We start from the raw sequence: 23,166 nt of genomic DNA on the forward strand, positions 1-23,166 counted from the left end.
GGCATCGATCGATCCCATCTGAAATTTGGTGCCGGGGAACACGAGCCGCTATTCTTTGCCGCAAAACGACAACGCAAACCGGCAGGAGGAAGCCCTTGACCAGACCAACACGTCTCGCATCCCGCGCACCAATCGCCACCACTCTCTTCGCCGCTCTTGCCCTCGTTTCCGGAGTCCGTGCCGGCATGGCCGAAACCTTCGCCTATGTCGGCAATGCCGACTCCAACACCATCAGCGTGTTCAAGATCGCCGAGAACGGCGAGATGACGCCGGTGCAGACGGCCGCCTTCACCGGCGTCGAAAAGCCCGGCGCCTCGACACCGCTCGCGATCACGCCCGACCACCGCGTGCTGATCGCCGGCGTCCGTTCGCAGCCGTTCCTCGCCGTGAGCTTTGCGATCGATCCCAAGACGGGCCAGCTCAGCCATATCGGCAACGGTCCGCTCGCCGACAGCATGGCCAACATCGCCATCGACCGTGGCGGCAAGGTGCTGTTCAGCGCCTCCTATGGCGGCAACAAGGTCGCGCTGAATCCACTACAAGCGAACGGCGTCGTCGCCGAGCCCAAGCAGGTGATCCCGACGGGGCTCAATGCGCACGCCTTCCTGCCCTCGCCCGACAATCGTTTCGTGTTCGCGACCAATCTTGGCTCGGACCAGGTGCTCAGCTTTGCGTTCGACGCCGCCGCCGGCACGCTGGCGCCGAGCGATCCGCCGGCGATCAAGACGCCGGAGAAATCGGGGCCGCGGCATTTCGTGTTCCACCCCAATGGCAAGTTCGTCTATCTTATCCACGAGCTGAACGGCGACGTCGCTGCCTACAGCTATGAAGCCAAGAGCGGAGCCTGGGGCGAAATCCAGCGCACCACTGCGCTGCCCGAAGGCTTTAACGGAAAACCCTGGGCTGCCGACATCCATATCACCCCGGACGGCCGCTTCCTCTACGCGTCCGAGCGGACCACCAACACGCTCACGGCCTACAAGGTCGATGCATCAAGCGGCAAGCTGACCACGATCGGCAGCGTGCCGACCGAGAAGCAGCCGCGCGGCTTCAACATCGATCCGACCGGCCACTACCTCGCAGCAGTCGGCGAGCTCTCCGACGGCATGACCGTCTACGCCATCGACCAGACCAGCGGCGCGCTGAGCAAGCTGAAATCCTACGCCACCGGCAAGAAGCCGAACTGGGTGGAATTTTTGACGTTGAAGTGAGGGTGGCTGTTACCCCCAAAGAAGCCTTCCATAAGATGTCGTCATGCCCGGGCTTGTCCCGGACATGACGAGTAGACGAGGCATGGCTAACCAGCGAACCTTAGCTCCGGTTCGGTAGACCAATTCAACAGGCGGCTTTGCGCCGCCTGGGTTGCTGCGGCATTTCTCATCCGGTCAGCCCATGGCCCGCCGCCATCGCTTCTGCTATCGATTGAAGCCGTATCGATTGAAGCCTTGCGGCCAACCGGAATGACCGATGCGTTCATTGCCTGCGCGTTCCCTCTCCCAGACCTTCGTTGCTCTCGCCGGACTGGTGCTGCTCTCGGCCCAGCCCGCGCGCGCGGCCGATGACGATGCGCCCAAGGGGCCGGCGGTCACGGTGCTGAAGGCGGCCAAATCCTGCTTCTCGGACATCGTCGAAGCGACCGGCAACATCATCGCACGCGAGGAAACCTCGGTGCGGCCCGAGCGCCCGGGGCTGAAGGTAACGGAAGTGCTGGCCGAAGCCGGTGAGACCACGACGGCCGGCCAGGTGCTGGCCCGGCTGGCGCTGCCCGAAGGCGGCACGCTCCAGGTCACCGCGCCCGTCGCCGGCGTCATCGCCACCTCGACCGCGCAGATCGGCAATTTCGCCTCGGCCAAGGGCGAGGCGCTGTTCACCATCGTGGCGCGCAGCGAATACGACCTCGTCGGCCTGGTCGCGACCAACGATGTGCGAAAGCTCGCGGTCAATCAGCCCGTCACCGTGCGGATCTCCGGCGCAGGCGATATTGATGGCAAGGTGCGCCGCATCGGTCCGACCGTCGAGGCGAACATCCAGCAGGGCTTCGTCTATATCGGCATCACCTCGCAGAAGCGTCTGCTGATCAACGCGAGCGGTCGCGCGCTGATCAAGACAGGGCAGAGCTGCAATGTCGCGGTGCCGCTGACAGCGGTGCAATATTCGTCCGCCGGCACCGTGGTGCAGGTGATCCGCCGCAATCGCGTCGAGACCAAGCGCGTCGAGACCGGATTGATGTCGGGCGGCAATATTGAGGTCCGCGATGGCCTCAACGAAGGCGATATCGTCGTCGCCCGCGCCGGCGCGCTCTTGCGCGAAGGCGATCCCGTGCGCCCGGTGATGGCCGCGGAAGCGGCGAAGTAGAGCTGCTCGTGTGTCCCGGACGTGCTGCAGCGTGTAACGCTGCTGCGCAGAGCCGGGACCCATCTGTCAGCAAGCGATAGGCTTAAAAGAATAGGCCCCGGCTCTGCGTCGCATCATTGCATGATGCGCCGCGTCCGGGGCACGAGACGTCGCAAGCCTTCAGGAAACTAGCCGCCGGCCTGATCGAAATGCACGTCCTCGAGCAGCGAGGACGACACCGTCGGGACCTGGTCGCCTTCGGAGGCGCGGGAGATGGCGACGCGGGTCTTGTTGAAGACGCTTTCGGCGGTGCCCTGCGCATTGAGGTTGTTGAGGAGCTCGCCGACCAGCGTCGAGTGCTCGCCCTTGCCGTCGTCGACGACCTTGCCGGGCGAAGCGGAAGAGAGGATCAGCGCATTGTCGGGCGTGCCGATCGGCGCGAGACCATGCGAATACGAGCGGAAGCGGCGCTCATAGGGGTTGCGGCGCGAGGCATCGACCACGACGAGCTTGGCCTTGGCGCCCTGCTCCTTCATCATCTCGAGAACGCCTTCGATCGAAACGCCCTGGCGGCGGACGTCGCTTTCCTTCCAGATCACGGCATCGACCGGCAGCATGTAGCTCTCGCGGCCGGCCTGCACGCCGTAGCCGCCGAAGAACAGCATGACGGTGGTGTCGCGCGTGATGCGGGACTTCAGGCGGTTGACGGCACGGACCATGTCGTCCTTGCTTGCGTCTTCCACCATGTCGACGTCAAAACCGTTCTTGCGCAGGCTCGAGGACAGCGCGCGCGCGTCGTTGATCGACTGCGTCAGCGGCATGCTGGCGTCGGGATAATGACCATTGCCGATGACGAGCGCGAGACGCGAGGTTTGCCCAACCGGGTTCGTGACCTGGTCGGTCGAAACGGCCCTGGCGGCGTCGAACGAGCGCATGTTGAGGGCAGCGTGCGCGCCGATCGCCAGCGACACCGTGCCGATGAGGGCTGCCGCGAGGACGATCGAGCGTCGGGAAATGTCGAGCTGCCTTACATTCATCTCGGTTCATTCCTGTCAGTGCCAAAGACCGGCCAAGCGCGCGCACACTGTTTGAGTAGCGCGATGGGGTCTTTAGGTTTGAGGATTGGCCGGGGATGTGTCCCCGAATTGCGCGCAATTTGCGGCGCCGCAACAAACAAACCCTTAACCTGAGATCACCGACCGGGCAATAGATCGCTCCAAATTTGATCTAAGCCGCTGAATGTATTAGTTAATTACAGGATCAAGATTCCTCCTTTTTTGGTATCCCCGTAGCCTTCCGGGGGCGCAATTATGCAGCCAATGCGTCGGGTTTTCTGTGACTTTCGTCACGTTTGTATTTCTCGCGAATCCGGGTAGCTTTTTCAAAGACTTGAGGGGCGGGTCCCCAGCCAGGCCCCTGCGAAAGTCCCGCGCGACCAGGTATTTCATGAGCTTTCATTATTTCGCAGGTGCCGCGTGCCGGGCGCTGACGGCCCGGAAAGACGGCCCGTCGCTTTATGACGTCTGCGATCCTGTATTGTCGGGCCAAGCCAGCGGCGATCCACATCTGGCCAAGTTCTACAAGACCGCGCTCGGCAATCCCGCGCTGCGGGTGCTGCTGCGCCGGGCGGGCCTTCCCGAGCTGCGCGACGAGGCCAGGCTGATCCGGCTGCGCGAGGCTTTGGTCCGCGCCCGCGACGATGCCGAGCCGGATTGGACAACAGTCGGCCAGCCCATCGCCGAACTCGTCGACAGCCTTGCGCTCGATCATCCAAAGCCGCCGCCGGCGGTCTTCATCGGCTCGGCACCGTCGCAGGCGCAGATCGACGGCGTGATTCGCGACTGCGCGCAGCATCTGATCGGCTCTTACCGCAAGAACGGTTTCCTGCCGACCTATGCCGCCTTCAACCTGATCGGCGATCCTGATTTGCGCGGGCGCGAGCTGATCATGGCACTTACAGGTTTGAACGCACGCGGCTACAAGAACTCCTCGCTGCTGTTCAACCTCGCCCGCGTCTTCATCGCACGCTCGCCGGCGCGTGCCGTGATCAATCCGCCATGGACCGGCATCGCCGAGCCGATGTGGGAGCCGGTGCAGATCCGTCACCGCTCGGCCTATTACGATGCGTTCTTCATTGAAGCGCTGCTAAGCTATGTCGAGACCGGCCTCGCCTCGCCGACAGACAAGACGGCCGCCGAGCGCGCCATCGCCGACATGGTCGATTTCTGCGTCAATATCAGCCGCGAGGAGGTCGAGGGTAGCGGCGGTGCGCGCTTCAACGTCATCACCGCACTCGCGCCCGCGCCGCATCCACGCTTCTCGCGCTATTTCGCCCAGATCAAGCAGGACCTCGGCTTCGGCGTCTACGTGCCTGATTGCGACACCACGGCGTGCTCGATCTCGGCTGCGACGCAGGCCGGCTGCACCGATCCGATCATCGACCAGCCGCTTCTGGATTTCTACGCGGGCTATCAGGTGCTATCAGGCGTCAACGAGCCGCGCGTGACGGTGCCGCTCAACGACCACATCGATTACGAAGGCGGCGTTGCGACCTGGATCGACAATCTCGAGGGTGAACGCCCGTACGGCAACGATCTCGATCCCACCCTCAATCTCGACATTCTCGAGGTGAGCTTCCGCAACCTGACGCGCTGGAAAGTCCTGGAGACGCCGTCACGGCTTGCGACCATTCATCGCATCATCGGGTTCCAGAAACGGCTGGCCGCGAGCGGTGCCTTCGCCAATCCGCGCTCGCACATCTACTACCTGCCGGAGCTCTACAGCGCCTATTTCGGCCGCTGCTATGCGGCCTTCCTGGCGCTGCCGCTGGCGGCCCAGGCCGTGATCGATCCCGATGGCGATTTCGATTTCATCCGGCATCGCGTGCTGGCCTACGTCAAGGGCGAGCTGATGGCAGCGGAGATGAATGTGTTCGACGCCGCATTGGCGCTGATCGCGCTCGGCCATCTCGGCGCCGACCCGCGCGCCTTCGCGCCGGCGCTGAACGTGATCGTCGAAGCCGTCGGCGAAGGCGGTCGCCGCGGCCCGTTCCGCGCCTATGAATGGAACAAGATGAAGACCCCGACGCGGATATTGGTTGGTGGGCCGGAGGTGACGTCGGCGTTTGTGCTGATGGGACTGGCCGTGGCGAAGCGGGCGATGGCACGGGGCTGAGGTTACCGAAGTCTCGTGTCCCGGCTCTGCGGCGCGGCGTTGCACGCCGCACCGGACACGAGCAGTGTTCGACCAATGACGGGAAGTTGAAAGTCGCCGTGTTAAGCATATGCTGTCCGAGTGGTCCAAAGCCGACCACAATTGCGCGCCTCTATCGAAATTTCATCACACCCGGACCGGCATGTTGCGAAAATTCCTGATTGCGCTGTCTTTGCTTTGCTTGCCCTCGCTGGCGCAGGCGGCCGACATCACCGGGACCGCAAAGGTCCGCGACGGCGATTCCGTCCTGATCGGCAGCACGCGGATCCGGCTCGGCGGCATCGATGCACCCTCGGTCGACCAGCTCTGCCTCAACACCAAGACCGAACGCTGGACCTGCGGCGTCGCCGCACGCGACGAGCTCGCCAAATTCAGCGAGGGCAAGACCTGGGTTTGCCATGCCCGCTCGATCGACCGGCGCGGCCGCACCGTGGCGCGCTGCGAAGTCGGCGGCGAGGACATCCAGAAATGGCTGGTGCGCAACGGCTGGGCGCTGGCCTATGTCCGCCTCTCGAAGGACTACCAGGCCGACGAAGCCGCTGCGCGCGAGGCCAAGGCCGGGATGTGGCAGGGCGCCTTCATCGCCCCCTGGGACTGGCGCGTGCGCAACAAGAAGACGGCGATCCTGGGCGCCACCAAGCCGCCGGAAGGCGCCCGTGCGGTTCTGCTGGCCTCGGCCTCCGGGCCGGTCGCGCCCTCGCCGGACTGCACCATCAAGGGCAACGTCAACACCGCAGGCGAGTGCATCTACCACACCAAGACCAGCCGCTGGTACACCCAGATCAAGATGAATATCAGCAAGGGCACCCGCTGGTTCTGTTCGGTCGAGGAGGCGGAGGCCGCTGGCTGCCGCGAGACCAAGAGATAAGAGCCTCAGACCTGCATTTTGCGCGCTTTTCTCGGGCCGCCGGGCCGCGTAAAAGTGTTGTTACAGCGACCCACCATCCGTCTTCACGACACAAGGAAGATAGCAATGACCGTTCGCGCGGGCCGGGAGTTTCTGGCCATCCCCGGGCCCACCACGATGCCTGACGCGGTGCTGCAGGCAATGCATCGCCCGGCGATCGACATCTACTCGAAACAGATGACCGATCTGACCGACGGCCTGCTCCGGGACATCTCGAAACTGTTTGCGACCAAGGGCAAGTCCTACATCTATATCGCCAACGGTCACGGCGCCTGGGAAGCGGCGCTGAGCAACGTGCTGTCGCGCGGCGACAAGGTGCTGGTGCTGGAGAGCGGACGCTTCGCGATCGGTTGGGGAAATGCGGCGTCGCTGATGGGCGCCGAGGTCGAGGTGCTCAAGGGCGACTGGCGCCGTGCGGTTCGGCCGCATGAGGTCGAGGAGCGGCTGCGCCGCGACACCGAACACAAGATCAAGGCCGTCGTCGTCGTCCAGATCGACACCGCCTCGGGCGTGCAGAACGACATCGAGGCGATCGGCAAGGCGATCAGGGCGGCCGGCCATCCCGCACTCTACATGGTCGACACCGTCGCTTCGCTCGGCTGCATGCCGTTCGAGATGGACAAATGGGGCGTCGACGTCGCGATGTCCGGCTCGCAGAAGGGCCTGATGACGCCGCCCGGCCTCGGCTTCGTCTCCGCTGGCGCGCGCGCACTGGAAGCGCACAAGACTGCGAACATGTCGACACCCTATTGGAGCTGGAGCGAGCGCGAAGGCACCGAGCATTATCGCAAATATGCCGGCACAGCGCCGGTGCATCTCCTGTTCGCGCTGCGCCAGGCCATCGACCTCCTGCACGAGGAAGGCCTGGAGAACGCGTTCCGCCGCCACGCTTTGCTCGGCGAAGCCACGCGCCGCGCTGTCGGCGCATGGTCGGAGGGCCAGGTGCTCGGCTTCAACGTTGCGGAAGCCAACGAACGTTCCAACACCGTGACCACGGTCACCATGACCACCGGCCACGATCCCGCGTTGCTGCAACGCTATTGCAAGGAGAAGTGCGGCGTCGTGCTCGGCACCGGCATCGGCGATCTCTCGGGCCAGGCCTTCCGCATCGCCCATATGGGCCATGTCAACGCGCCGATGTTGCTCGGCACGCTCGGTGTCATCGAGATCGGCCTCAACGCGCTGAAGATCCCGCACGGCAAGGGTGGGCTCGAGGCCGCTGTGTCGTATCTCGGCGAGCAGGTGGCGGTGTAGGGCGGAGGCGCAGCTACAAACTCCAATGTCGTCCCGGCGCAGGCCGGGACCCATACCGTGTGATCTCACGATAAGACGCGGTCGAAGTACCGAAGCTATTCACTTCGTCACACTCCTCCCTGTGGTTATGGATCCCGGCCTGCGCCGGGACGACGGCGGAGTGTTTGGCGACTACTGCGGCACCCGATACACCTCGACCTGCGCCTTCAGCTCATCCAGCGATGCGAGCGGCTTGTTCGGGTCGACCCGGTATTGCCCACTCGCCAGCCACGACAACACCTTCGCATCCACCACGGGCGAGTGATGGATGACGTCGCCGTAATTGCCGAGGTCGTGCGTCACGGCCTTGATCGCGCGGAAATCGTGAAGGCGCACATTCGGAAGCTGCGTCAGGCGCTGCGCAATGTGCGCGGTGAGATCCATGACGATCTTCAGCGTCTCCGGCGAGGCGTCGCGCATCGCGACGAACTGCAGGATCGAATAGGGCGGAAAGTAGATGTCGAAGCTCACGTCCGGATGGCGCGTAATCAGGCCGACGGCATCCTGCTCGAAATGCCGGACCATGGCGTCATAGTCGTAACCTTCGCCGAGAAAGCGGCTGCGCGAGGGCGCCGTGATGTAGGCGAAGGAGGCCAGCGCCTTCCCCGAATTGTAGTCGCGTGCGACGTCGAAATCCCGCGGCAGCGCGTAGATGTCGTCGATATCCGACAGCGCGAACTTGACGGGGAGATAAGGCGCGGCCTTCGTCAACGGATGCCGCAGCGGCGGGATCGACCGCAGCAGCGCGAACAGGGACTCCTTCGCCATCGCCGCGCTGAACAGATAAGACGCGATGCCTTTGGCCGTCCTGCGATAGAGATCGACGGACAGATAGGGATCGGTCTCGATGTCCGCGGCATCGACAAAGATGAAATCGTCCATCTCCCAGATCACGCGCCGGGCGCCGCGATCGATCGCCTGCTCCAGCACGAAAGCCTGCTGGCGCGAATTGGAGCCGGTCATCGCCAGCTTGAGCGAATGCACACCGAGCACGCGGTCGACGTCGCTCTGGCGGAAATGGATCGCAAGCGATGTGCCGATGAAGGCGGTGTCGAACGACTGGCTGCGGATCAGCCCGGCATTCTGCACGCGCGTATCGTTGGAATAGAAGGCCAGCCGCGAGGGACGAAACAATTGCAGGGGATCGACGAGATAGGTGAGCGTTGCCGCACCCAGCACGCAGGCAACGCTCGCGAGCAGAAGACGCTTCAGATGTATGAAGGTGCCGCGCATCAGAACCGGAAGTAGATGAATTCGCTGTGGCTCTGGATGCCCAGGATGCCGAAGGCAAGCACGAGCGACGCGCCGTAGAGCATCAGAGGCCGCATGCCCCCTGCCCGCAAGGCCTCGCCGACCCGCCGATTGCCGTGATCGTAGCCCATGATGTCTTGCGTGTTCGGCGCCAGCCACACCAGCGAGGCATAGATTGCGACGAGCACGAGCGCTGCGATCTCCTCGCGGCCGAAGACGATATTCGCTGGATCAGCCATGGCGCGGAGCACCCGCAGCGCCCATTCCAAACTCACGGCACGGAAAAATACCCATGCGACGACGATGGCGAGGAACGTCAGCACGGCCCCGGCGACGCGGGTCGGACGTGCAAGCGCCAACGGCATGTTCGGCATCAGTGCATTGAAAGCGTGATTGACGCAGAGATAGGCACCGTGCAGCGCGCCCCACGCGACAAACGTCCAGGCCGCGCCGTGCCAGAGCCCGCCGAGCAGCATCGTGATCATCAGATTGACGTAGCGCAGCACCCGGCCGCGCCTGTTCCCTCCGAGCGGGATGTAGAGATAGTCGCGCAAGAACTGCGACAGCGTCATGTGCCAGCGGCGCCAGAACTCGACGATGCTGGTGGCTTTGTAAGGCGAGTTGAAGTTGACCGGCAGGAAAATGCCGAACATCAGCGATATTCCGATCGCCATGTCGGAATAGCCGGAGAAGTCGAAATAGAGCTGGAACGTGTAGGCGAGCGCGCCAAGCCAGGCCTGGTCGAAGCTCGGCGAACGCGTTTCGAAGGCGAGCGCGACCAGCGGCTGGATGCCGTCGGCAAGGCAGGTCTTCTTGAACAGGCCGATCGCGAAGATGATGACGCCGCACAGGATCAGATGCGCGTCGGGATGCTTGGTTTCCTCCCGCTCGAATTGCGGGATCATGTCCTTGTGGTGGAGGATCGGCCCCGCGATCAGATGCGGAAAATAGGTCACGAACAGCGCATAATGCGGCAGCGCATAGGCCGCGACCTGGCCACGATACGCGTCCACCAGGAACGCAATCTGCGTGAACGTGTAGAAGGAGATACCGACCGGCAGCAGGATGTGGACCGCAACATGCGTGCCGAATAACGCGTTGAAATTCTCCATGGCAAAGCCGGCATATTTGAAGATGCCCAGCACCAGGAGATCGCCGGCAACGCCGAGCGCGAGCGCGGCCTTTCGTTGCGAGGGGCCAAGCTTCGCCACGATGAGGAGATGGCCGATACCGTAGTTGAAGGCAATCGAGATGAGCAGCAGGGCCACGAACTGCCAGTTGCCGATGGCGTAGAAGGCGACCGAGGCCAGCGCCAGCCAGATCACCGGGGCGAGATTGCCGCGCCGCCCCAGCCCAAAATAGCCGGCCAGCACGATCGGCAGGAACAGCAGGATGAACGGGTAGGAATTGAACAGCATCAGGCTGGACCGGCGGCAGGAGGATCGTCCCTCAAAGCACACATAGGATCGATCAACAACCCGGCGACTTGAAGCAGCGGCGCTGGCAATTCGCGGAAGCGGGACGATATAAGGTGGAACACGCAGTTGAATGAGGATCGAGTGACCCAGGCCAAGACACCTTCCCAGCCCCCCGTCGCCCCACGCCGGCCGCATTCCTTTACCCACCACGGCATCGCCGTGACCGACGACTATGCCTGGCTGAAGGACGCGAAATGGCAGGAGGTGCTGCGCGACCCTGCGGTGCTAGATCCTGATATCCGCAAATATCTCGATGAAGAGAACAAATACACCGAGAGCCTGCTTGGCCACACCGCAGCGCTACAGAAGACGCTGGTGCGCGAGATGCGCGGACGCATCAAGGAAGATGATTCCAGCGTGCCGTCGCCGGACGGACCATTCGCGTATTTCCGCAAATTCCGTGAGGGCGGGCAGCATGAAATGTTCGGCCGCATGCCGCGCGACGGCGGCGAGGGCCAGATCGTGCTCGATGGCGATGCGCTCGCCAAGGACCACAAATATTTCAAGTTCGGCGGCAGCCGCCACTCGGACGACCACAAGCTCCAGGCCTGGAGCGCGGACACCAAGGGATCGGAATATTTCACGATCCGCGTCCGCGACTGGGCTAGCGGCAAAGACCTCGACGATGTCGTCGAGGAGACCGATGGCGGCGTTGTCTGGAGCAAGGATGCGAAATCCTTCTTCTATGTGAAGCTCGACGACAACCATCGCCCGATGCAGGTGTGGCGCCACAAGCTCGGCACCAGGCAGGCCGACGACGCGCTGGTCTATGAGGAGCAGGATTCCGGCTGGTTCACCCATTTGCACGAGAGCACCAGCGGCCGCTTCTGCGTGATCGCCGGCGGCGACCACGAAACGAGCGAGCAGCGGCTGATCGATCTCGCCAACCCCACGGTGCCGCCGCGCCTGGTCGCGGCGCGCGAGGAAGGCGTGCAATATTCCCTGGCTGACCGCGGCGACGAATTGTTCATCCTCACCAATGCCGACGACGCCATCGACTTCAAGATCGTCACCGCACCGCTTGGCGCGCCCGAGCGCAAGAACTGGCGCGACTTGATCCCGTATCGTCCCGGTATCTACATCATCGACCTCGACCTCTATGCCGGCCACCTGGTGCGGCTGGAGCGCGCCAACGCGCTGCCGGCGATCGTGATCCGCGAGCTCGCCGGCGGAGAGGAACACGCCATCGCCTTCGACGAGGCCGCTTATTCGCTCGATACGATGGGCTCCTACGAATTCGACACGACGACTTTGCGCTTTGCTTATTCGTCGATGACGACGCCGTCGGAAGTCTATGATTACGACATGGCGAAGCGGACGCGCACCCTTCGCAAGCGCCAGGAGATTCCATCCGGCCACAACGCCGCCGATTACGTCACCACGCGTATCATGGCCAAGGCACATGACGGCGCCGAGGTGCCGGTCTCGATTCTCTATCGCCGAGGCCTGAAGCTGGACGGCGCGGCTCCGCTCTTGCTCTACGGCTACGGCTCCTATGGAATGGCCATGCCGGCCTCGTTCAACGCCAACCGCCTGTCGCTGGTTGACCGCGGCTTCGTCTATGCCATCGCCCACATCCGCGGCGGCGCCGACAAGGGCTGGGGCTGGTATCTCGACGGCAAGCGCGAGAAGAAGACGAACTCGTTCGACGATTTTGCCGCCAGCGCCCGCGCGCTGATCGACGCGAAATACACCGGTGCAAAACGCATCGTTGGCCATGGCGGCTCGGCCGGCGGCATGCTGATGGGCGCCGTCGCCAACCGCGCCGGCGAATTGTTCGCCGGCATCGTCGCCGAAGTGCCGTTCGTCGACGTTCTCAACACCATGCTCGATGACACGCTGCCGCTGACGCCGCCGGAATGGCCCGAATGGGGCAACCCGATCGAGAGCGAGAGGGATTTTCGCACCATCCTGTCCTATTCGCCCTACGACAATGTCGCGGCAAAGGACTATCCGGCGGTCCTGGCGATGGGTGGCTTGACCGATCCGCGCGTCACCTATTGGGAGCCCGCCAAATGGATCGCCCGCCTGCGCGCAACCATGACCGGCGGCGGCCCGGTGCTGTTGCGCACCAACATGGGCGCAGGCCACGGCGGCGCGTCGGGGCGCTTCGATCGGCTCGATGAAGTCGCGATCGTCTACGCGTTCGCGCTGTGGGCGACGGGGATGGCAGAGGCGTAGCTCCCTAGCCCGGATGGAGCGCAGCGAAATCCGGGCTACGGGATCCGCGTTGTTGCCGTACTACCTCCCGTTCTTTTTACGCCACGCCGCGAAGTCGGTGAGTGTCTGCGGATCGGTCGCGGGATAGAGGCCGAAAATGCCGCGCCCTTTGCCGACTTCCTCGGTGACGAAGTCCTCGAACGCGGTCATCTCGAAGGTTTCGTTGGCGATCTCGTCGGCGAGGTGCGCGGGGATCACGATGACGCCGTCGGCATCGCCCAGAATGACGTCGCCGGGAAACACCGGCGCATCACCGCAGCCGATGGGAACGTTGATCTCGATCGCCTGGTGCAGCGTCAGATTGGTCGGCGCTGAGGGGCGATGATGATAGGCGGGGATGCCGAGCTTGGCGATCTCGGCGGAATCGCGAAAGCCGCCGTCGGTGACGACGCCGGCGACGCCGCGCTTCATCAACCGCGTCACTAGGATCGCGCCGGCCGACGCCGCGCGCGCATCCTTGCGGCTGTCCATCACCAGCACGCTACCTGCCGGACAATCCTCGACCGCCTTGCGCTGCGGGTGGGAACGATCCTTGAAGACGTCGATCGTATTGAGATCCTCCCGCGCCGGCATGTAGCGCAGCGTGAAGGCCTCACCGACCATGGTCGGCTGATCGGCGCCGAGCGGGTGCACATCCTGGATCATTTGGATGCGCAGGCCGCGCTTGAACAGCGCGGTCGCGACGGTGGCGGTCGAGACGGATTTGAGCTTGCTGCGGGTGGCTTCCGAAAGTTTAGTCATCTCACACTCTCTCTGGTCGTCATTCCGGGGCATCGCTAAGTGATGAGCCCGGAATCCATAACCACGATCGGGAGTATGGATTCCAGGCGCGCGCCAATTGGCGCACCCCGGAATGACAGGTGGCTAGTAAATCGACGGCTCGCCGATCGGCGCGCCGAAATCTGTCTCGAGGAAATCGAAGTCGCAGCCGTCATTGGCCTGCTTGATGTGCTTGGTGAACATCCAGCCATAGCCGCGCTCGAAGCGGCGCTCGGGCTGCTTCCAGGCGGCGCGGCGCTTGGCGAGTTCGGCTTCGGAGACATCGAGATTGATGGTGCGCGCGGCGACGTCGAGCGTGATGCGGTCGCCGTTCTGCACCAGCGCCAGCGGACCGCCGATATACGACTCCGGCGAGACGTGCAGGATGCAGGCGCCGTAACTGGTGCCGCTCATGCGCGCGTCCGAGATGCGCACCATGTCGCGCACGCCCTGCTTCACGAGCTTGGTCGGGATCGGCAGCATACCCCATTCCGGCATGCCCGGTCCGCCCTGCGGCCCGGCATTGCGCAGGATGAGGATGTGGTCCTCGGTGACATCAAGATTGAGATCGTCGACCGCCTTCTTCATCGCGGGATAGTCGTCGAACACCAGCGCAGGCCCGGTGTGCTTGAGGAAGCGCGGCGCGCAGGCTGACGGCTTGATGACGCAGCCGTCCGGCGCGAGGTTGCCCTTGAGCACGGCGAGTGCACCTTCCTTGTAGATGGGATTAGTAACGGAGCGGATCACGTCGGCATTGTGCACCTCGGCGCCGTCGATGTTCTCGCCAAGGGTCTTGCCGCTCACCGTGATGCAATCGAGGTGCAGATGGTCCTTGATTTGACCCATCAGCGCCGGCAGACCACCGGCATAGAAGAAGTCTTCCATCAGATAGGCATCGCCGCTCGGACGGACATTGGCGATCACGGGCACCTTGCGGCTCGCAATCTCGAAATCGTCGAGCCCGATATCCTGGCCGGCGCGGCGGGCCTGCGCGATCAGATGGATGATCGCGTTAGTCGAGCAGCCCATCGCCATCGCGACCGCAATCGCGTTCTCGAAGGCCTTGCGCGTCTGGATCGTCTTCGGCGTCAGATCTTCCCACACCATCTCGACGATGCGTCGGCCGCATTCAGAGGCCATGCGGATGTGATTGGCGTCGGCCGCGGGAATCGAGGAAGCGCCCGGCAGCGTCATGCCGATCGCTTCCGCGATCGCGGTCATGGTCGAGGCCGTGCCCATAGTCATGCAGGTGCCGTAGCTGCGGGCGATGCCTGCCTCGATGTCGAGCCAGTCCTTGTCGGAGATCTTTCCAGCGCGCCGCTCGTCCCAGTATTTCCAGCCGTCGGAGCCGGAGCCGAGCGTCTTGCCCTTCCAGTTGCCGCGCAGCATCGGACCCGCCGGCAGATAGATTGCCGGAATGTTCATCGAGGTTGCGCCGAGCAGCAGCGCCGGCGTGGTCTTGTCGCAGCCGCCCATCAGCACCACCCCGTCAACGGGATGGCTGCGCAGCAGCTCCTCGGCCTCCATCGCAAGGAGATTGCGATACAGCATCGTGGTCGGCTTCAGCAGCGATTCCGAGAGCGACAGCGCCGGCAATTCCACCGGCAGGCCGCCCGCCATCAGGATGCCACGCTTGACGTCCTCGACGCGTGACTTGAAGTGCATGTGGCAGGGCTGCGCGTCCGACCAGGTGTTGATGATCGCGATGCAGGGCCGGTCCTTCCACTCCTCCGGGGCATAGCCCATCTGCATGGCGCGGGAGCGATGTCCGAACGAGCGAAGGTCGTCGGGCGCAAACCAGCGTGCGCTACGGAGCTGATCGGGTGTTTTCTTCTTGGTCATGGTCCTCGTCCGTCAGGAAATCTGCCCTGCTCTTCTCACAGGCCATCTCCCCCTCGCAAGGCGATCTGCATCAGGCGAATAGAGCCCCTGTTATGCACGAAGGGGTGAATACGTTCTAGTGCAATGCAACATCAGGCGGGCCCGGGCCGGGGACCGCGAAGTGCTTGCAGGGCGGGCACAATCCGCGCAACAATTTCGTATTTGAAGCTTTGATTTGGGTCGGTGGGGGCATCCCGTCCGACCCGGAGGTTTTAGCGTGGCCAACATCCTCATCGTGGATGACGACCCGGCCGTTCAATTGACAATTCGGCTGCTGCTGGAGCGGGCTGGCCATGACGTGACGGTCGCCGGCGACGGCCGCAAAGGGCTCGCCCTGTTTGAGCGGAGCCGGTTCGACCTGATGTTCCTCGACATCTTCATGCCCGGCATGGACGGGCTGGAGACGATGCGTCACGTCCGGGTTCTGCGTCCGACCATTCCAATCATCGTCATTTCCGGCCGCTCGATCACGCCGGACGCCTACGCCGAGCCGGATTTCTTGAAGATGGCAACCAAGCTCGGCGCGGTCGCGAGCTTGCAGAAGCCGTTCCGAGCCGATGCGCTGCTGGCCACGGTCGACCGTTGCCTGGCATCGGCGCAATCATCCCCCCAGTCGCACATCGGCGCCGGCACCGGCAGCCGATGACGGGGGTATCGATGTCGCGTAGAACATTCGGGTCCATTCTCGACGCGGCGCAAAGGGCGACATGACGCTCGCAACCCGGCTCGCCATCGCGATGATTTTGCTGGTCGCGGTTGCGGTCTCGGCGGTCGGATGGCTGAGCCATTACAGCCTGGAACGGGCGTTCCTGCCGCGCGTGCTCGACCGCATCGAAACCCAGTCGCGACTGCTCGCCTCCCAGCTTGAAATCCAGACCAATGGTGCGCGCGCTGATATCGCGACATTCCATTCCCGTGCCGCCGTGCGCGGCCTGATCGAGGCCCATTTCAACAATGGCATCGATCCCAGCGACCATCTGTCCGAAAAGAGCTGGCGGGAGCGGTTGCTACCGCAACTCGTGGCCATTGTCGGGGCAAACCCGACCTACGCGAAATTTCGCGTCATCGCCGCCGACGGCAGCGAATATCTGCGCGTCGACCGGTCCGGCCCCAATGGATCGGTCCGCATCGTTTCCGACGAAGCCCTGCAAGCCAAGGACGACCGTTTCTTCTTCCAGGACGCGATCAAGCTCCCCGAAAACCAGATATACGTCTCTCCGGTCGATCTGAACGTCGACAACGGCGCGATTCAGATGCCCTACGTGCCGACCTTGCGCGTCGCGGCACCGCTCTACGGGTCCGATCACCAGCTGTTCGGAATCGTCGTCATCAATGTCGACATGCGCCAGATGTTCGATCGCATCCGCATTACGGCGCGACAGGGCGACCAGGTCTATGTCGTCGGCCGCAACGGCGACTATATCGTGCATCCGGACCGGACCCGCGAATTCGGCTCGCAATTGGGCACCCCCACGCGCTGGCAGAACGACTTCCCCTATTTTACCGAGGTCACCGGCTCGACCCAAGGCGCAACTCACGTCGTGCCGGGCAGCGACGGCAAACCGAGTGGGGCAGCGATTGCGCCCGCCGTCCTGGCCGAGGGACAATGGATCGGCATCATCCGCGTCGTGCCCAACGCCGTGTTCATGGCGCCCGCCGTCACCATCGAACAGACGAGCCTCATGATCGGCATCATCGCGGTGCTGGTCGCGGCCGCACTTGCCCTGATGCTGGCGCGATCACTGACCCGGCCGATCGGGCGGCTCACCAAGGCAGTCGAGGCGATCGGGCGCGGCAAGCCCGCCGCGATTCCGATCGACGCCGGCGGCGAAACCGGCATGCTGGCCCGAGCCTTTGCCCACATGGTCGAGGAGACCAAGGCCAAGACCTCGGCGCTGGAGCACGAGGTCGAGGAGCACCGGCGCACCGAGGCCGCCCGCGACCAGCTCGCCGTGCGCGAGCGCCTGTACAGCGCGGCGGTGGAATCCTCCGACGATTCGATCGTCATGCAGACCCTCGACGGCATCATCATCGGCTGGAACACGGCGGCCGAACGTCTTTACGGCTATTCGTCCGAGGAGGCGGTCGGACAGCCGACCTCGATCCTCCTCCCCGCCGATCGCCGCAGCGAGGGCAAGGATTATCTGCAGCGGATTGCGCAGGGAGAACGGATCGAGCATTTCGAAACCGTGCGCGTCCGCAAGGACGGCAATCCCGTCGAGATCTCGGTGAGCCTGTCGCCGATCCGGGGCCCCGCCGGCGAGATCATCGGCGCCTCCGGTACGGCGCGCCTCCTGACCGATGCAAGACGGATCGAGCGCGCGCTGCAGCAGCAGCTCGAGGAGCGGCGCCAGCTGTTCGATGCCTCTGAAGACCTGATCATGGTCATGAACTCGCGGGGCCATATCGTGCAGATCAGCCCGAGCAGCGAGACCGTGCTCGGCTACACGCCGGAGGAAATGCTCGGCCGCAGCGGCGTCGATTTCATTCATCCCTCGCATCTTGATCAATCCCGCGAGGAAATGCGTGCGCTGCGGCGCGGCGAACATCCCAAGCTCGCCGACACACGCTGCCTGCACAAGGACGGCCGCGAGGTCTGGCTTTCCTGGCTCGGCAACTGGTCGGATCAGGCCAGGCGCTACTTCTTCGTCGGGCGCGACATGACCGAGGCGAGGCACGCTGCCGAGTCCCTGCGCGATAGCGAACAGCTTGCGCGCAACATCGTCGAGACCGCGCTCGACGCCTTCGTCCAGACCGACGAGCGCAGCACCATTCTGAACTGGAGTTCGCGGGCCGAGGAGCTGTTCGGCTGGCGGCGGGACGAGGCGCTCGGCAAGAACTCGGTCGACCTGATCGTCGCGGAGGGCGAGCGCGAGCGGGTCAACGCCGGACTCGCACGCTTCCTCGATTCCTCCGAAGGCCAGACCCTCAACCGCCGCCGCGAGCTCATGGTTCGCCGACGCGACGGCAAGGAATTCAAGGCCGAGCTCAGCGTTACGGCGCTGCGGCGCCGCGAGGGCATCCTGTTCAACGTGTTCTACCGCGACCTCACCGACAAGATCGCCTCGGAGGAGCGCATCCGCCACGCCGAGAAGATGGAGGCGGTGGGCCAGCTCACCGGCGGCGTGGCGCACGATTTCAACAACATCCTCACCGTCATCACCGGCACGATCGAGATCCTGGCCGACGCGGTGGCGAAGGATCCGGGGCTTGCCGCGATCACCAAGATGATCGACGAGGCCGCCGGCCGTGGCGCCGAGCTGACCCAGCACCTGCTCGCCTTTGCCCGCAAGCAGCCGCTCCAGCCGCGCGAGATCGACATCAACTCGCTGATCATCGACACCGCAAAGCTGTTGCGGCCGACGCTAGGCGAGCAGATCCAGATCGAGTCGGTGTTCGAGGACGAGAACTGTGTCGCGGTCGTCGATCCGAACCAGCTCACCACGGCCATTCTCAACCTCGCGCTCAACGCACGCGACGCGATGCCAAGTGGCGGCAAGCTGATCGTGGAGACGGGCGCTGCCTATCTCGACGAGGTCTATGCCAGCGTCAACGACGTCAGGCCCGGGCACTACGTGCTGATCGCGGTCAGCGACACCGGCACCGGCATTCCGTCTCATATGCTGCCGCGCGTGTTCGACCCGTTCTTCACCTCGAAAGGTCCCGGCAAAGGCACCGGGCTCGGGCTCTCGATGGTCTACGGCTTCATCAAGCAGTCCGCGGGCCACATCAAGATCTACAGCGAGGAAGGCCACGGCACCACGATCAAGATGTATCTGCCGCCGGGCAAGACGCCGACGGCAGTGAGCGACGGCGTGGCGCCTGTGACAGTCGAGGGCGGACACGAGACGATCCTCGTGGTCGAGGACGACCGGTTGGTGCGCGACTACGTGCTGGCGCAGCTGCATTCGCTCGGCTACGTCACCTTGCAAGCCGCCAATGCCGCGGAAGCGCTGGCGATCGTCGCGAGCGGCGCACGGTTCGACCTGCTGTTCACCGACGTCATCATGCCCGGCAAGATGAACGGACGGCAGCTCGCCGATGAGGTGCTGAAGACGCGTCCCGACCTCAGGGTGGTCTACACGTCAGGCTATACCGAGAACGCGATCATCCATCACGGCCGGCTGGATTCAGGCGTGCTGCTGCTGGCCAAGCCCTATCGTAAATCAGATCTGGCGCGGATCATCCGCAAGGCGCTGAGCAGTTGAGGTGGCTTGCGTGCCGTGAAATTGAAGATGTGGGCCGCAGCTCTGCAGCGCATCACGACGTGATGCACCGCGTCCAGGGCACGAGACCAGTTTACGACGCGCGCTGCGCTGCGGTCATCACGATGCGGATCAGGTCGGCCGCATTGCGGGCGCCGAGCTTTTTCATGATGTTGGCGCGGTGGTCCTCGATGGTGCGCGGGCTGATGCCGAGGGTGCGTCCGGCCTCCTTGTTGGAAGCGCCGGCAGCGAACTGTTCCAGCACCTCGCGCTCCCGGCGGGTCAGCGGCTCGCGTCCGGGGAAATGCAGCGAGCCGAATTTCGGCGAAGCATTCTCTGTCTGCCTGCGTGCATAAGCTCCGATCGCCTCGTCCAGCCGGCCGACGATCTCGCTGCCGCGGAACGGCTTCTCGATGAAGTCGAGCGCGCCGCTCTTGATGGCGCCCACCGCCATCGCGATGTCCCCCTGGCCGGAGATCATGAAGATCGGCGCGGGATAGTCTTCTCCGTGCAGTTCCTTGAGAATATCGAGGCCCGACTTCCCGGGAATGTGGACGTCGAGCAGCACGGCAGCCGGAGTGCGGCTTCGCGCGACGGACAGAAGTGCTGCGCCATCCGCAAAACAGATCACCTCATAACCTGCCGCCTTCAACACCATCGACAGGGTATCGCGAACAGCCGGGTCGTCATCGACCACGAAGATCTCACCACGGGAGGTTTGTTCGACCATGTGCCACGTCCATTCGCCAAGCCAAGTCGGCATTCAAGGACTCGCGTCCGCGCCTGATGTTACGGCTTTCGGCGCAGATTCGGCCCACCCGCATTTGTACGGGACATGAACTTAACGCACAAGTAGCGCTGAGGTGCCTTATTGCGGGGGACGGAGAATATCCATGCTAAATTACGCCGGCACACCCCCGCTCGCCGCGATGGCCGAAACTGACAGCCGTCAGTTGATCGCAGCCGAACTTCGTTCCCTGATCGCGCGCATCGACATCAGTCTGCGTCTGATCGACGCGGCGATAGAGGCTGACGACGATAGCGCTATCGTGGACGCCGATTTGGGTTCCACCGAGATCGTCGTGCTCGACGATGTCACGCCCCGTTTTGCCACGGCGAGCGCGGCCCTCAATGCCTGCCGGGCAGAGCTCGGCCAGGCCCTTCAGAATCTGTCTGAATCCGGCGATCCCGCTTAGACCGCGATCGGCCCGGCTGATGTGCCGCGGCCGATCGCATGGCAGCTACCCGCCTCAGGCGCGGTGCCGCTCCACGATCGCGTCGGTGGCGACGCCGCCCCAGGTATGGATCGTCGGCAGCCCCATCGCGGTCTTGCCGAGATTGGCGAGGCTGATGCGCAGCGCCGCGAGATCCAGCGGCTTCGGCAGGCTCTGAAGCTCGATCCCGACGGAGCGGGCGAAACTGCGGGCCGCGCTGCGGCGCTTGCCGTCCATGCCGCTGATCACGATCACCGAGCCCGAGAATTTCGCCGCCGCCATCTCGCGCAGCACGTCGATGCCGTCGCCGTCCTCCAGCACGAGGTCGAGCGTCACGCAGTCGAAGCGCGCCGCGCGCAACTTTTCGATGGCCTCCGCAACCGACGGCGCAACCGCGACTTCGTGGCCCGCCTGCTTGGCGGCGACCGTGATCAGGCTGCGCTGGGTGGCGTCGTCATCAACCACCAGGAGCTGAAGCGCGCGCCGTTCGGCGACGTCGGGCAGGTTTGACGGGATGGGAGAGAGAGAGCTTCTTGGCATGACCGGACCCTGATATTGCGACCGGCCGTTGATACACGGCGCGCGCTTAAGCCGCGTAAAGCCGGGCCAGCGAATTCGGTCGGATGTTTTCAGAAAATGTGAAGCAACGCCTCAGCAAAGCGCAGCACATTGCGCGCGGCGATCACGCCACCGCATCATGGCCATTGGCCGCGCCGCGCTTCTTGCGGTTCTTGCCGCGCAGGAACTGGATGTCCATCTCGGCGCCGTTGACGCGCACCAGCTCGCAGCGGCGATAGGCAAGACCGGTGGACGACAGCAGCAGGAAGAACTCCTTCAGGTTCAGGCCCTGGATCGAGCCTTCCACCGTGAGGATGGCGTCGGTGTCGGAAATCGCATTGAGCGTGCAGTCGCGCCGCCACGTGCCGTCGATAGCCATGATGCAGACATCATAGCCCCGGCTGAACGTGACGCGCTCTGCACCTTTGCCATCCTCGGCCATATCTATCGTCCTGCCATCGCCATACGCGGGGCCGCACCATCAACCGGCTTCGCCGCCGCCGCACGCGGATCGTTCGGCTTGTAGAGGCCGCGGCGATCCGCAATCGGCCTGAACGTATCGGTCAGTCCGACCACGGTTTCCGCGGCGCCGAGCACCAGGAAGCCGTCGGGCTCGATCTGACGGGCCAAGCGGTTGAAGATGTTGATCTTGGTTTCCTGATCGAAATAGATCAGCACGTTGCGGCAGAAGATGACGTCGAACGTGCCGAGGTGCGAGAAGTCCTGAAGCAGATTGAGCTGCCGGTGCTGGATCATCGCGCGCAATTCGGGATTGACCTGCCAGGTCTCGCCGGTCTGCTTGAAATGTTTCATCAGCATCTGGATCGGCAGACCGCGCTGCACCTCGAACTGGCTATAGACGCCGGCCTTGGCCTTCTCGAGCACCTCCTGCGAGAGATCGGTCGCGACGATCTCGACGCGCCACCCGCTCAGCGCCGCGCTCATCTCCTTCAGCGTCATTGCCAGCGAATAGGGCTCCTGCCCGGTCGAGCCCGCGGCGCACCAGATCCGCACGCTGCGGCGGCCGGCACGGGCCTTGAGCACTTCCGGCATGATGGTGTCGCGGAAATGATCGAACGGGACCTTGTCGCGGAAGAAGAAGGTCTCGTTCGTGGTCATGGCTTCGACCACGCTGGTGATCAGCGCGCTCGAACCGCCCTGCAGCTTCTGCACGAGCTCGGGAATGCCGGAGAGCCCGGCCTTGCGCGCCAGCGGCAGCAAGCGGCTTTCGATCAGATATTGCTTGTCGGCGGACAGGTCGAGACCGGAGCGCTCTTTCAGCAACTTACGCAGATACTCGTAATCAGGCGCGTTCACAGGATACCTCTTGACGCTACTGGCAGGTGTATTCTCAGGCCGCGGTCTCTTCTTCGCGCTCGACCAGCCCGACTTCCTGGAACTTCGCCAACACGATTTCCTTGTCGAACGGCTTCATGATGTATTCGTTGGCACCGCCGCCCATCGCCTTGGTGATGTGGTCGATGCCGTTCTCGGTGGTGCAGAACACGACCTTGGGCTCTTCGCCGCCGGGCATGCGGCGCAGCGTGCCCAGGAACTGGAAGCCGTCCATGACAGGCATATTCCAGTCGAGCAGGATCGCTTCCGGCATCGCCTTCTTGCAATGGACCAGCGCTTCGACGCCGTCTTCCGCTTCAATGACTTGGAAGCCCAGCGCTTCGACGATGCGGCGCGCGACCTTGCGAACGATGCTGGAATCGTCAACCACCAAACAGGTCTTCATCTTGGATCTCCGGCTTAAATGTCTTTCGTGAAAGTTCAGGCAGCCATCATCTCGGGTGCGAGCTCGAGCACGCGATCGACGTCGAGGACGACCATGAGCTGGCCGTCGAGAC

General features: G+C 63.8%; 19 protein-coding genes and 1 pseudogene. 9 read left to right on the forward strand and 11 right to left on the reverse strand.

Annotated elements, in window-relative coordinates:
* Positions 1-95: 95 nt before the first annotated feature.
* Together JQ631_RS31180 and JQ631_RS31185 are read left to right on the forward strand one after the other, a co-directional pair.
* On the forward strand, positions 96-1,211 hold the full coding sequence (locus JQ631_RS31180; protein WP_212333615.1) for a lactonase family protein: 1,116 nt from the start codon (positions 96-98) through the stop codon (positions 1,209-1,211).
* 256 nt (positions 1,212-1,467) lie between these two features.
* Positions 1,468-2,355, forward strand: a complete 888-nt coding sequence (locus JQ631_RS31185; RefSeq protein ID WP_212333617.1) for an efflux RND transporter periplasmic adaptor subunit — start codon at positions 1,468-1,470, stop codon at positions 2,353-2,355.
* Between the two features lie 167 nt (positions 2,356-2,522).
* Here JQ631_RS31185 and JQ631_RS31190 read toward each other — a convergent pair whose 3' ends face one another.
* A complete protein-coding gene (locus JQ631_RS31190) occupies positions 2,523-3,371 on the reverse strand; it encodes a caspase family protein (protein WP_212333619.1) in 849 nt (282 codons plus the stop codon).
* 409 nt (positions 3,372-3,780) lie between these two features.
* On the opposite strand from JQ631_RS31190, the gene JQ631_RS31195 reads away from it, so the two are divergent.
* The 3 genes from JQ631_RS31195 to JQ631_RS31205 all read left to right on the forward strand — a co-directional run bounded on the left by JQ631_RS31195 (position 3,781) and on the right by JQ631_RS31205 (position 7,708).
* Entirely contained in the window at positions 3,781-5,508 is a 1,728-nt protein-coding gene (locus JQ631_RS31195) for a hypothetical protein (protein WP_212333622.1), read from the forward strand.
* Positions 5,509-5,689: 181 nt separating this feature from the next.
* The gene (locus JQ631_RS31200) at positions 5,690-6,415 is read left to right on the forward strand and encodes a thermonuclease family protein (protein WP_212333624.1); all 726 of its coding nucleotides are present in this window, start codon (positions 5,690-5,692) and stop codon (positions 6,413-6,415) included.
* Positions 6,416-6,520: 105 nt separating this feature from the next.
* Positions 6,521-7,708, forward strand: coding sequence for a pyridoxal-phosphate-dependent aminotransferase family protein (locus JQ631_RS31205; RefSeq protein ID WP_212333626.1), 1,188 nt, complete (start codon positions 6,521-6,523; stop codon positions 7,706-7,708).
* 171 nt (positions 7,709-7,879) lie between these two features.
* Here JQ631_RS31205 and JQ631_RS31210 read toward each other — a convergent pair whose 3' ends face one another.
* Together JQ631_RS31210 and JQ631_RS31215 are read right to left on the reverse strand one after the other, a co-directional pair.
* Positions 7,880-8,980 (reverse strand): hypothetical protein, encoded by a 1,101-nt coding sequence (locus JQ631_RS31210; RefSeq protein WP_212333628.1) that lies wholly within the window; start codon positions 8,978-8,980, stop codon positions 7,880-7,882.
* A complete protein-coding gene (locus JQ631_RS31215) occupies positions 8,980-10,416 on the reverse strand; it encodes an MBOAT family O-acyltransferase (protein WP_212333630.1) in 1,437 nt (478 codons plus the stop codon). The genes JQ631_RS31210 and JQ631_RS31215 overlap by 1 nt, the downstream gene beginning before the upstream one ends.
* 141 nt (positions 10,417-10,557) lie before the next feature.
* Here JQ631_RS31215 and JQ631_RS31220 point away from each other — a divergent pair, with 141 nt between their 5' ends.
* On the forward strand, positions 10,558-12,657 hold the full coding sequence (locus JQ631_RS31220; protein WP_212333633.1) for a S9 family peptidase: 2,100 nt from the start codon (positions 10,558-10,560) through the stop codon (positions 12,655-12,657).
* 60 nt (positions 12,658-12,717) lie between these two features.
* Here JQ631_RS31220 and JQ631_RS31225 read toward each other — a convergent pair whose 3' ends face one another.
* On the reverse strand, positions 12,718-13,437 hold the full coding sequence (locus tag JQ631_RS31225) for a ribonuclease activity regulator RraA (protein ID WP_212333635.1): 720 nt from the start codon (positions 13,435-13,437) through the stop codon (positions 12,718-12,720).
* A gap of 123 nt (positions 13,438-13,560) precedes the next feature.
* Positions 13,561-15,297 carry an L-arabinonate dehydratase gene (araD, locus tag JQ631_RS31230; RefSeq protein WP_212333638.1) on the reverse strand — a complete coding sequence of 579 codons (1,737 nt, stop codon included), beginning with the start codon at positions 15,295-15,297 and terminating at the stop codon, positions 13,561-13,563.
* 256 nt (positions 15,298-15,553) lie between these two features.
* Here araD and JQ631_RS31235 point away from each other — a divergent pair, with 256 nt between their 5' ends.
* Both JQ631_RS31235 and JQ631_RS31240 read left to right on the forward strand, forming a co-directional pair.
* A complete protein-coding gene (locus JQ631_RS31235; RefSeq protein WP_212333641.1) occupies positions 15,554-15,982 on the forward strand; it encodes a response regulator in 429 nt (142 codons plus the stop codon).
* A 61-nt stretch (positions 15,983-16,043) separates the two neighbouring features.
* Positions 16,044-19,544 (forward strand): PAS domain S-box protein, encoded by a 3,501-nt coding sequence (locus JQ631_RS31240; RefSeq protein WP_212333643.1) that lies wholly within the window; start codon positions 16,044-16,046, stop codon positions 19,542-19,544.
* 91 nt (positions 19,545-19,635) lie between these two features.
* On the opposite strand, the gene JQ631_RS31245 is transcribed toward JQ631_RS31240, so the two are convergent.
* Positions 19,636-20,271 carry a response regulator transcription factor gene (locus tag JQ631_RS31245; RefSeq protein ID WP_212333645.1) on the reverse strand — a complete coding sequence of 212 codons (636 nt, stop codon included), beginning with the start codon at positions 20,269-20,271 and terminating at the stop codon, positions 19,636-19,638.
* A 163-nt stretch (positions 20,272-20,434) separates the two neighbouring features.
* On the opposite strand from JQ631_RS31245, the gene JQ631_RS31250 reads away from it, so the two are divergent.
* On the forward strand, positions 20,435-20,737 hold the full coding sequence (locus JQ631_RS31250) for a hypothetical protein (protein WP_212333647.1): 303 nt from the start codon (positions 20,435-20,437) through the stop codon (positions 20,735-20,737).
* 54 nt (positions 20,738-20,791) lie between these two features.
* Here JQ631_RS31250 and JQ631_RS31255 read toward each other — a convergent pair whose 3' ends face one another.
* The 5 genes and pseudogenes from JQ631_RS31255 to JQ631_RS32440 all read right to left on the reverse strand — a co-directional run.
* Positions 20,792-21,295 (reverse strand): response regulator, encoded by a 504-nt coding sequence (locus JQ631_RS31255; protein WP_212333649.1) that lies wholly within the window; start codon positions 21,293-21,295, stop codon positions 20,792-20,794.
* Positions 21,296-21,437: 142 nt separating this feature from the next.
* A complete protein-coding gene (locus JQ631_RS31260; RefSeq protein WP_212333651.1) occupies positions 21,438-21,755 on the reverse strand; it encodes a PilZ domain-containing protein in 318 nt (105 codons plus the stop codon).
* Between the two features lie 2 nt (positions 21,756-21,757).
* Entirely contained in the window at positions 21,758-22,630 is an 873-nt protein-coding gene (locus tag JQ631_RS31265) for a CheR family methyltransferase (protein ID WP_212333652.1), read from the reverse strand.
* Positions 22,631-22,664: 34 nt separating this feature from the next.
* A complete protein-coding gene (locus tag JQ631_RS31270) occupies positions 22,665-23,054 on the reverse strand; it encodes a response regulator (RefSeq protein WP_148756723.1) in 390 nt (129 codons plus the stop codon).
* 35 nt (positions 23,055-23,089) lie between these two features.
* Positions 23,090-23,166 (reverse strand): annotated as a pseudogene (locus JQ631_RS32440) (chemotaxis protein CheW); the annotation flags it as partial.

Origin of the sequence: Bradyrhizobium manausense (genome assembly GCF_018131105.1) — a bacterium.
Classification (GTDB): Bacteria; Pseudomonadota; Alphaproteobacteria; order Rhizobiales; family Xanthobacteraceae; genus Bradyrhizobium; species Bradyrhizobium manausense_B.

Bases quoted from the DNA above. Each gene is read 5' to 3' on its own strand.
- JQ631_RS31195 (WP_212333622.1), top strand. From the start codon at position 3,781: ATGAGCTTTCATTATTTCGCAGGTGCCGCGTGCCGGGCGCTGACGGCC.
- JQ631_RS31190 (WP_212333619.1), bottom strand. From the start codon at position 3,371: ATGAATGTAAGGCAGCTCGACATTTCCCGACGCTCGATCGTCCTCGCG.
- JQ631_RS31210 (WP_212333628.1), bottom strand. From the start codon at position 8,980: ATGCGCGGCACCTTCATACATCTGAAGCGTCTTCTGCTCGCGAGCGTT.
- JQ631_RS31185 (WP_212333617.1), top strand. From the start codon at position 1,468: ATGCGTTCATTGCCTGCGCGTTCCCTCTCCCAGACCTTCGTTGCTCTC.
- JQ631_RS31240 (WP_212333643.1), top strand. From the start codon at position 16,044: ATGACGCTCGCAACCCGGCTCGCCATCGCGATGATTTTGCTGGTCGCG.
- JQ631_RS31215 (WP_212333630.1), bottom strand. From the start codon at position 10,416: ATGCTGTTCAATTCCTACCCGTTCATCCTGCTGTTCCTGCCGATCGTG.
- JQ631_RS31260 (WP_212333651.1), bottom strand. From the start codon at position 21,755: ATGGCCGAGGATGGCAAAGGTGCAGAGCGCGTCACGTTCAGCCGGGGC.
- JQ631_RS31270 (WP_148756723.1), bottom strand. From the start codon at position 23,054: ATGAAGACCTGTTTGGTGGTTGACGATTCCAGCATCGTTCGCAAGGTC.
- araD (WP_212333638.1), bottom strand. From the start codon at position 15,297: ATGACCAAGAAGAAAACACCCGATCAGCTCCGTAGCGCACGCTGGTTT.
- JQ631_RS31255 (WP_212333649.1), bottom strand. From the start codon at position 21,295: ATGCCAAGAAGCTCTCTCTCTCCCATCCCGTCAAACCTGCCCGACGTC.
- JQ631_RS31200 (WP_212333624.1), top strand. From the start codon at position 5,690: ATGTTGCGAAAATTCCTGATTGCGCTGTCTTTGCTTTGCTTGCCCTCG.
- JQ631_RS31250 (WP_212333647.1), top strand. From the start codon at position 20,435: ATGCTAAATTACGCCGGCACACCCCCGCTCGCCGCGATGGCCGAAACT.
- JQ631_RS31205 (WP_212333626.1), top strand. From the start codon at position 6,521: ATGACCGTTCGCGCGGGCCGGGAGTTTCTGGCCATCCCCGGGCCCACC.
- JQ631_RS31245 (WP_212333645.1), bottom strand. From the start codon at position 20,271: ATGGTCGAACAAACCTCCCGTGGTGAGATCTTCGTGGTCGATGACGAC.
- JQ631_RS31225 (WP_212333635.1), bottom strand. From the start codon at position 13,437: ATGACTAAACTTTCGGAAGCCACCCGCAGCAAGCTCAAATCCGTCTCG.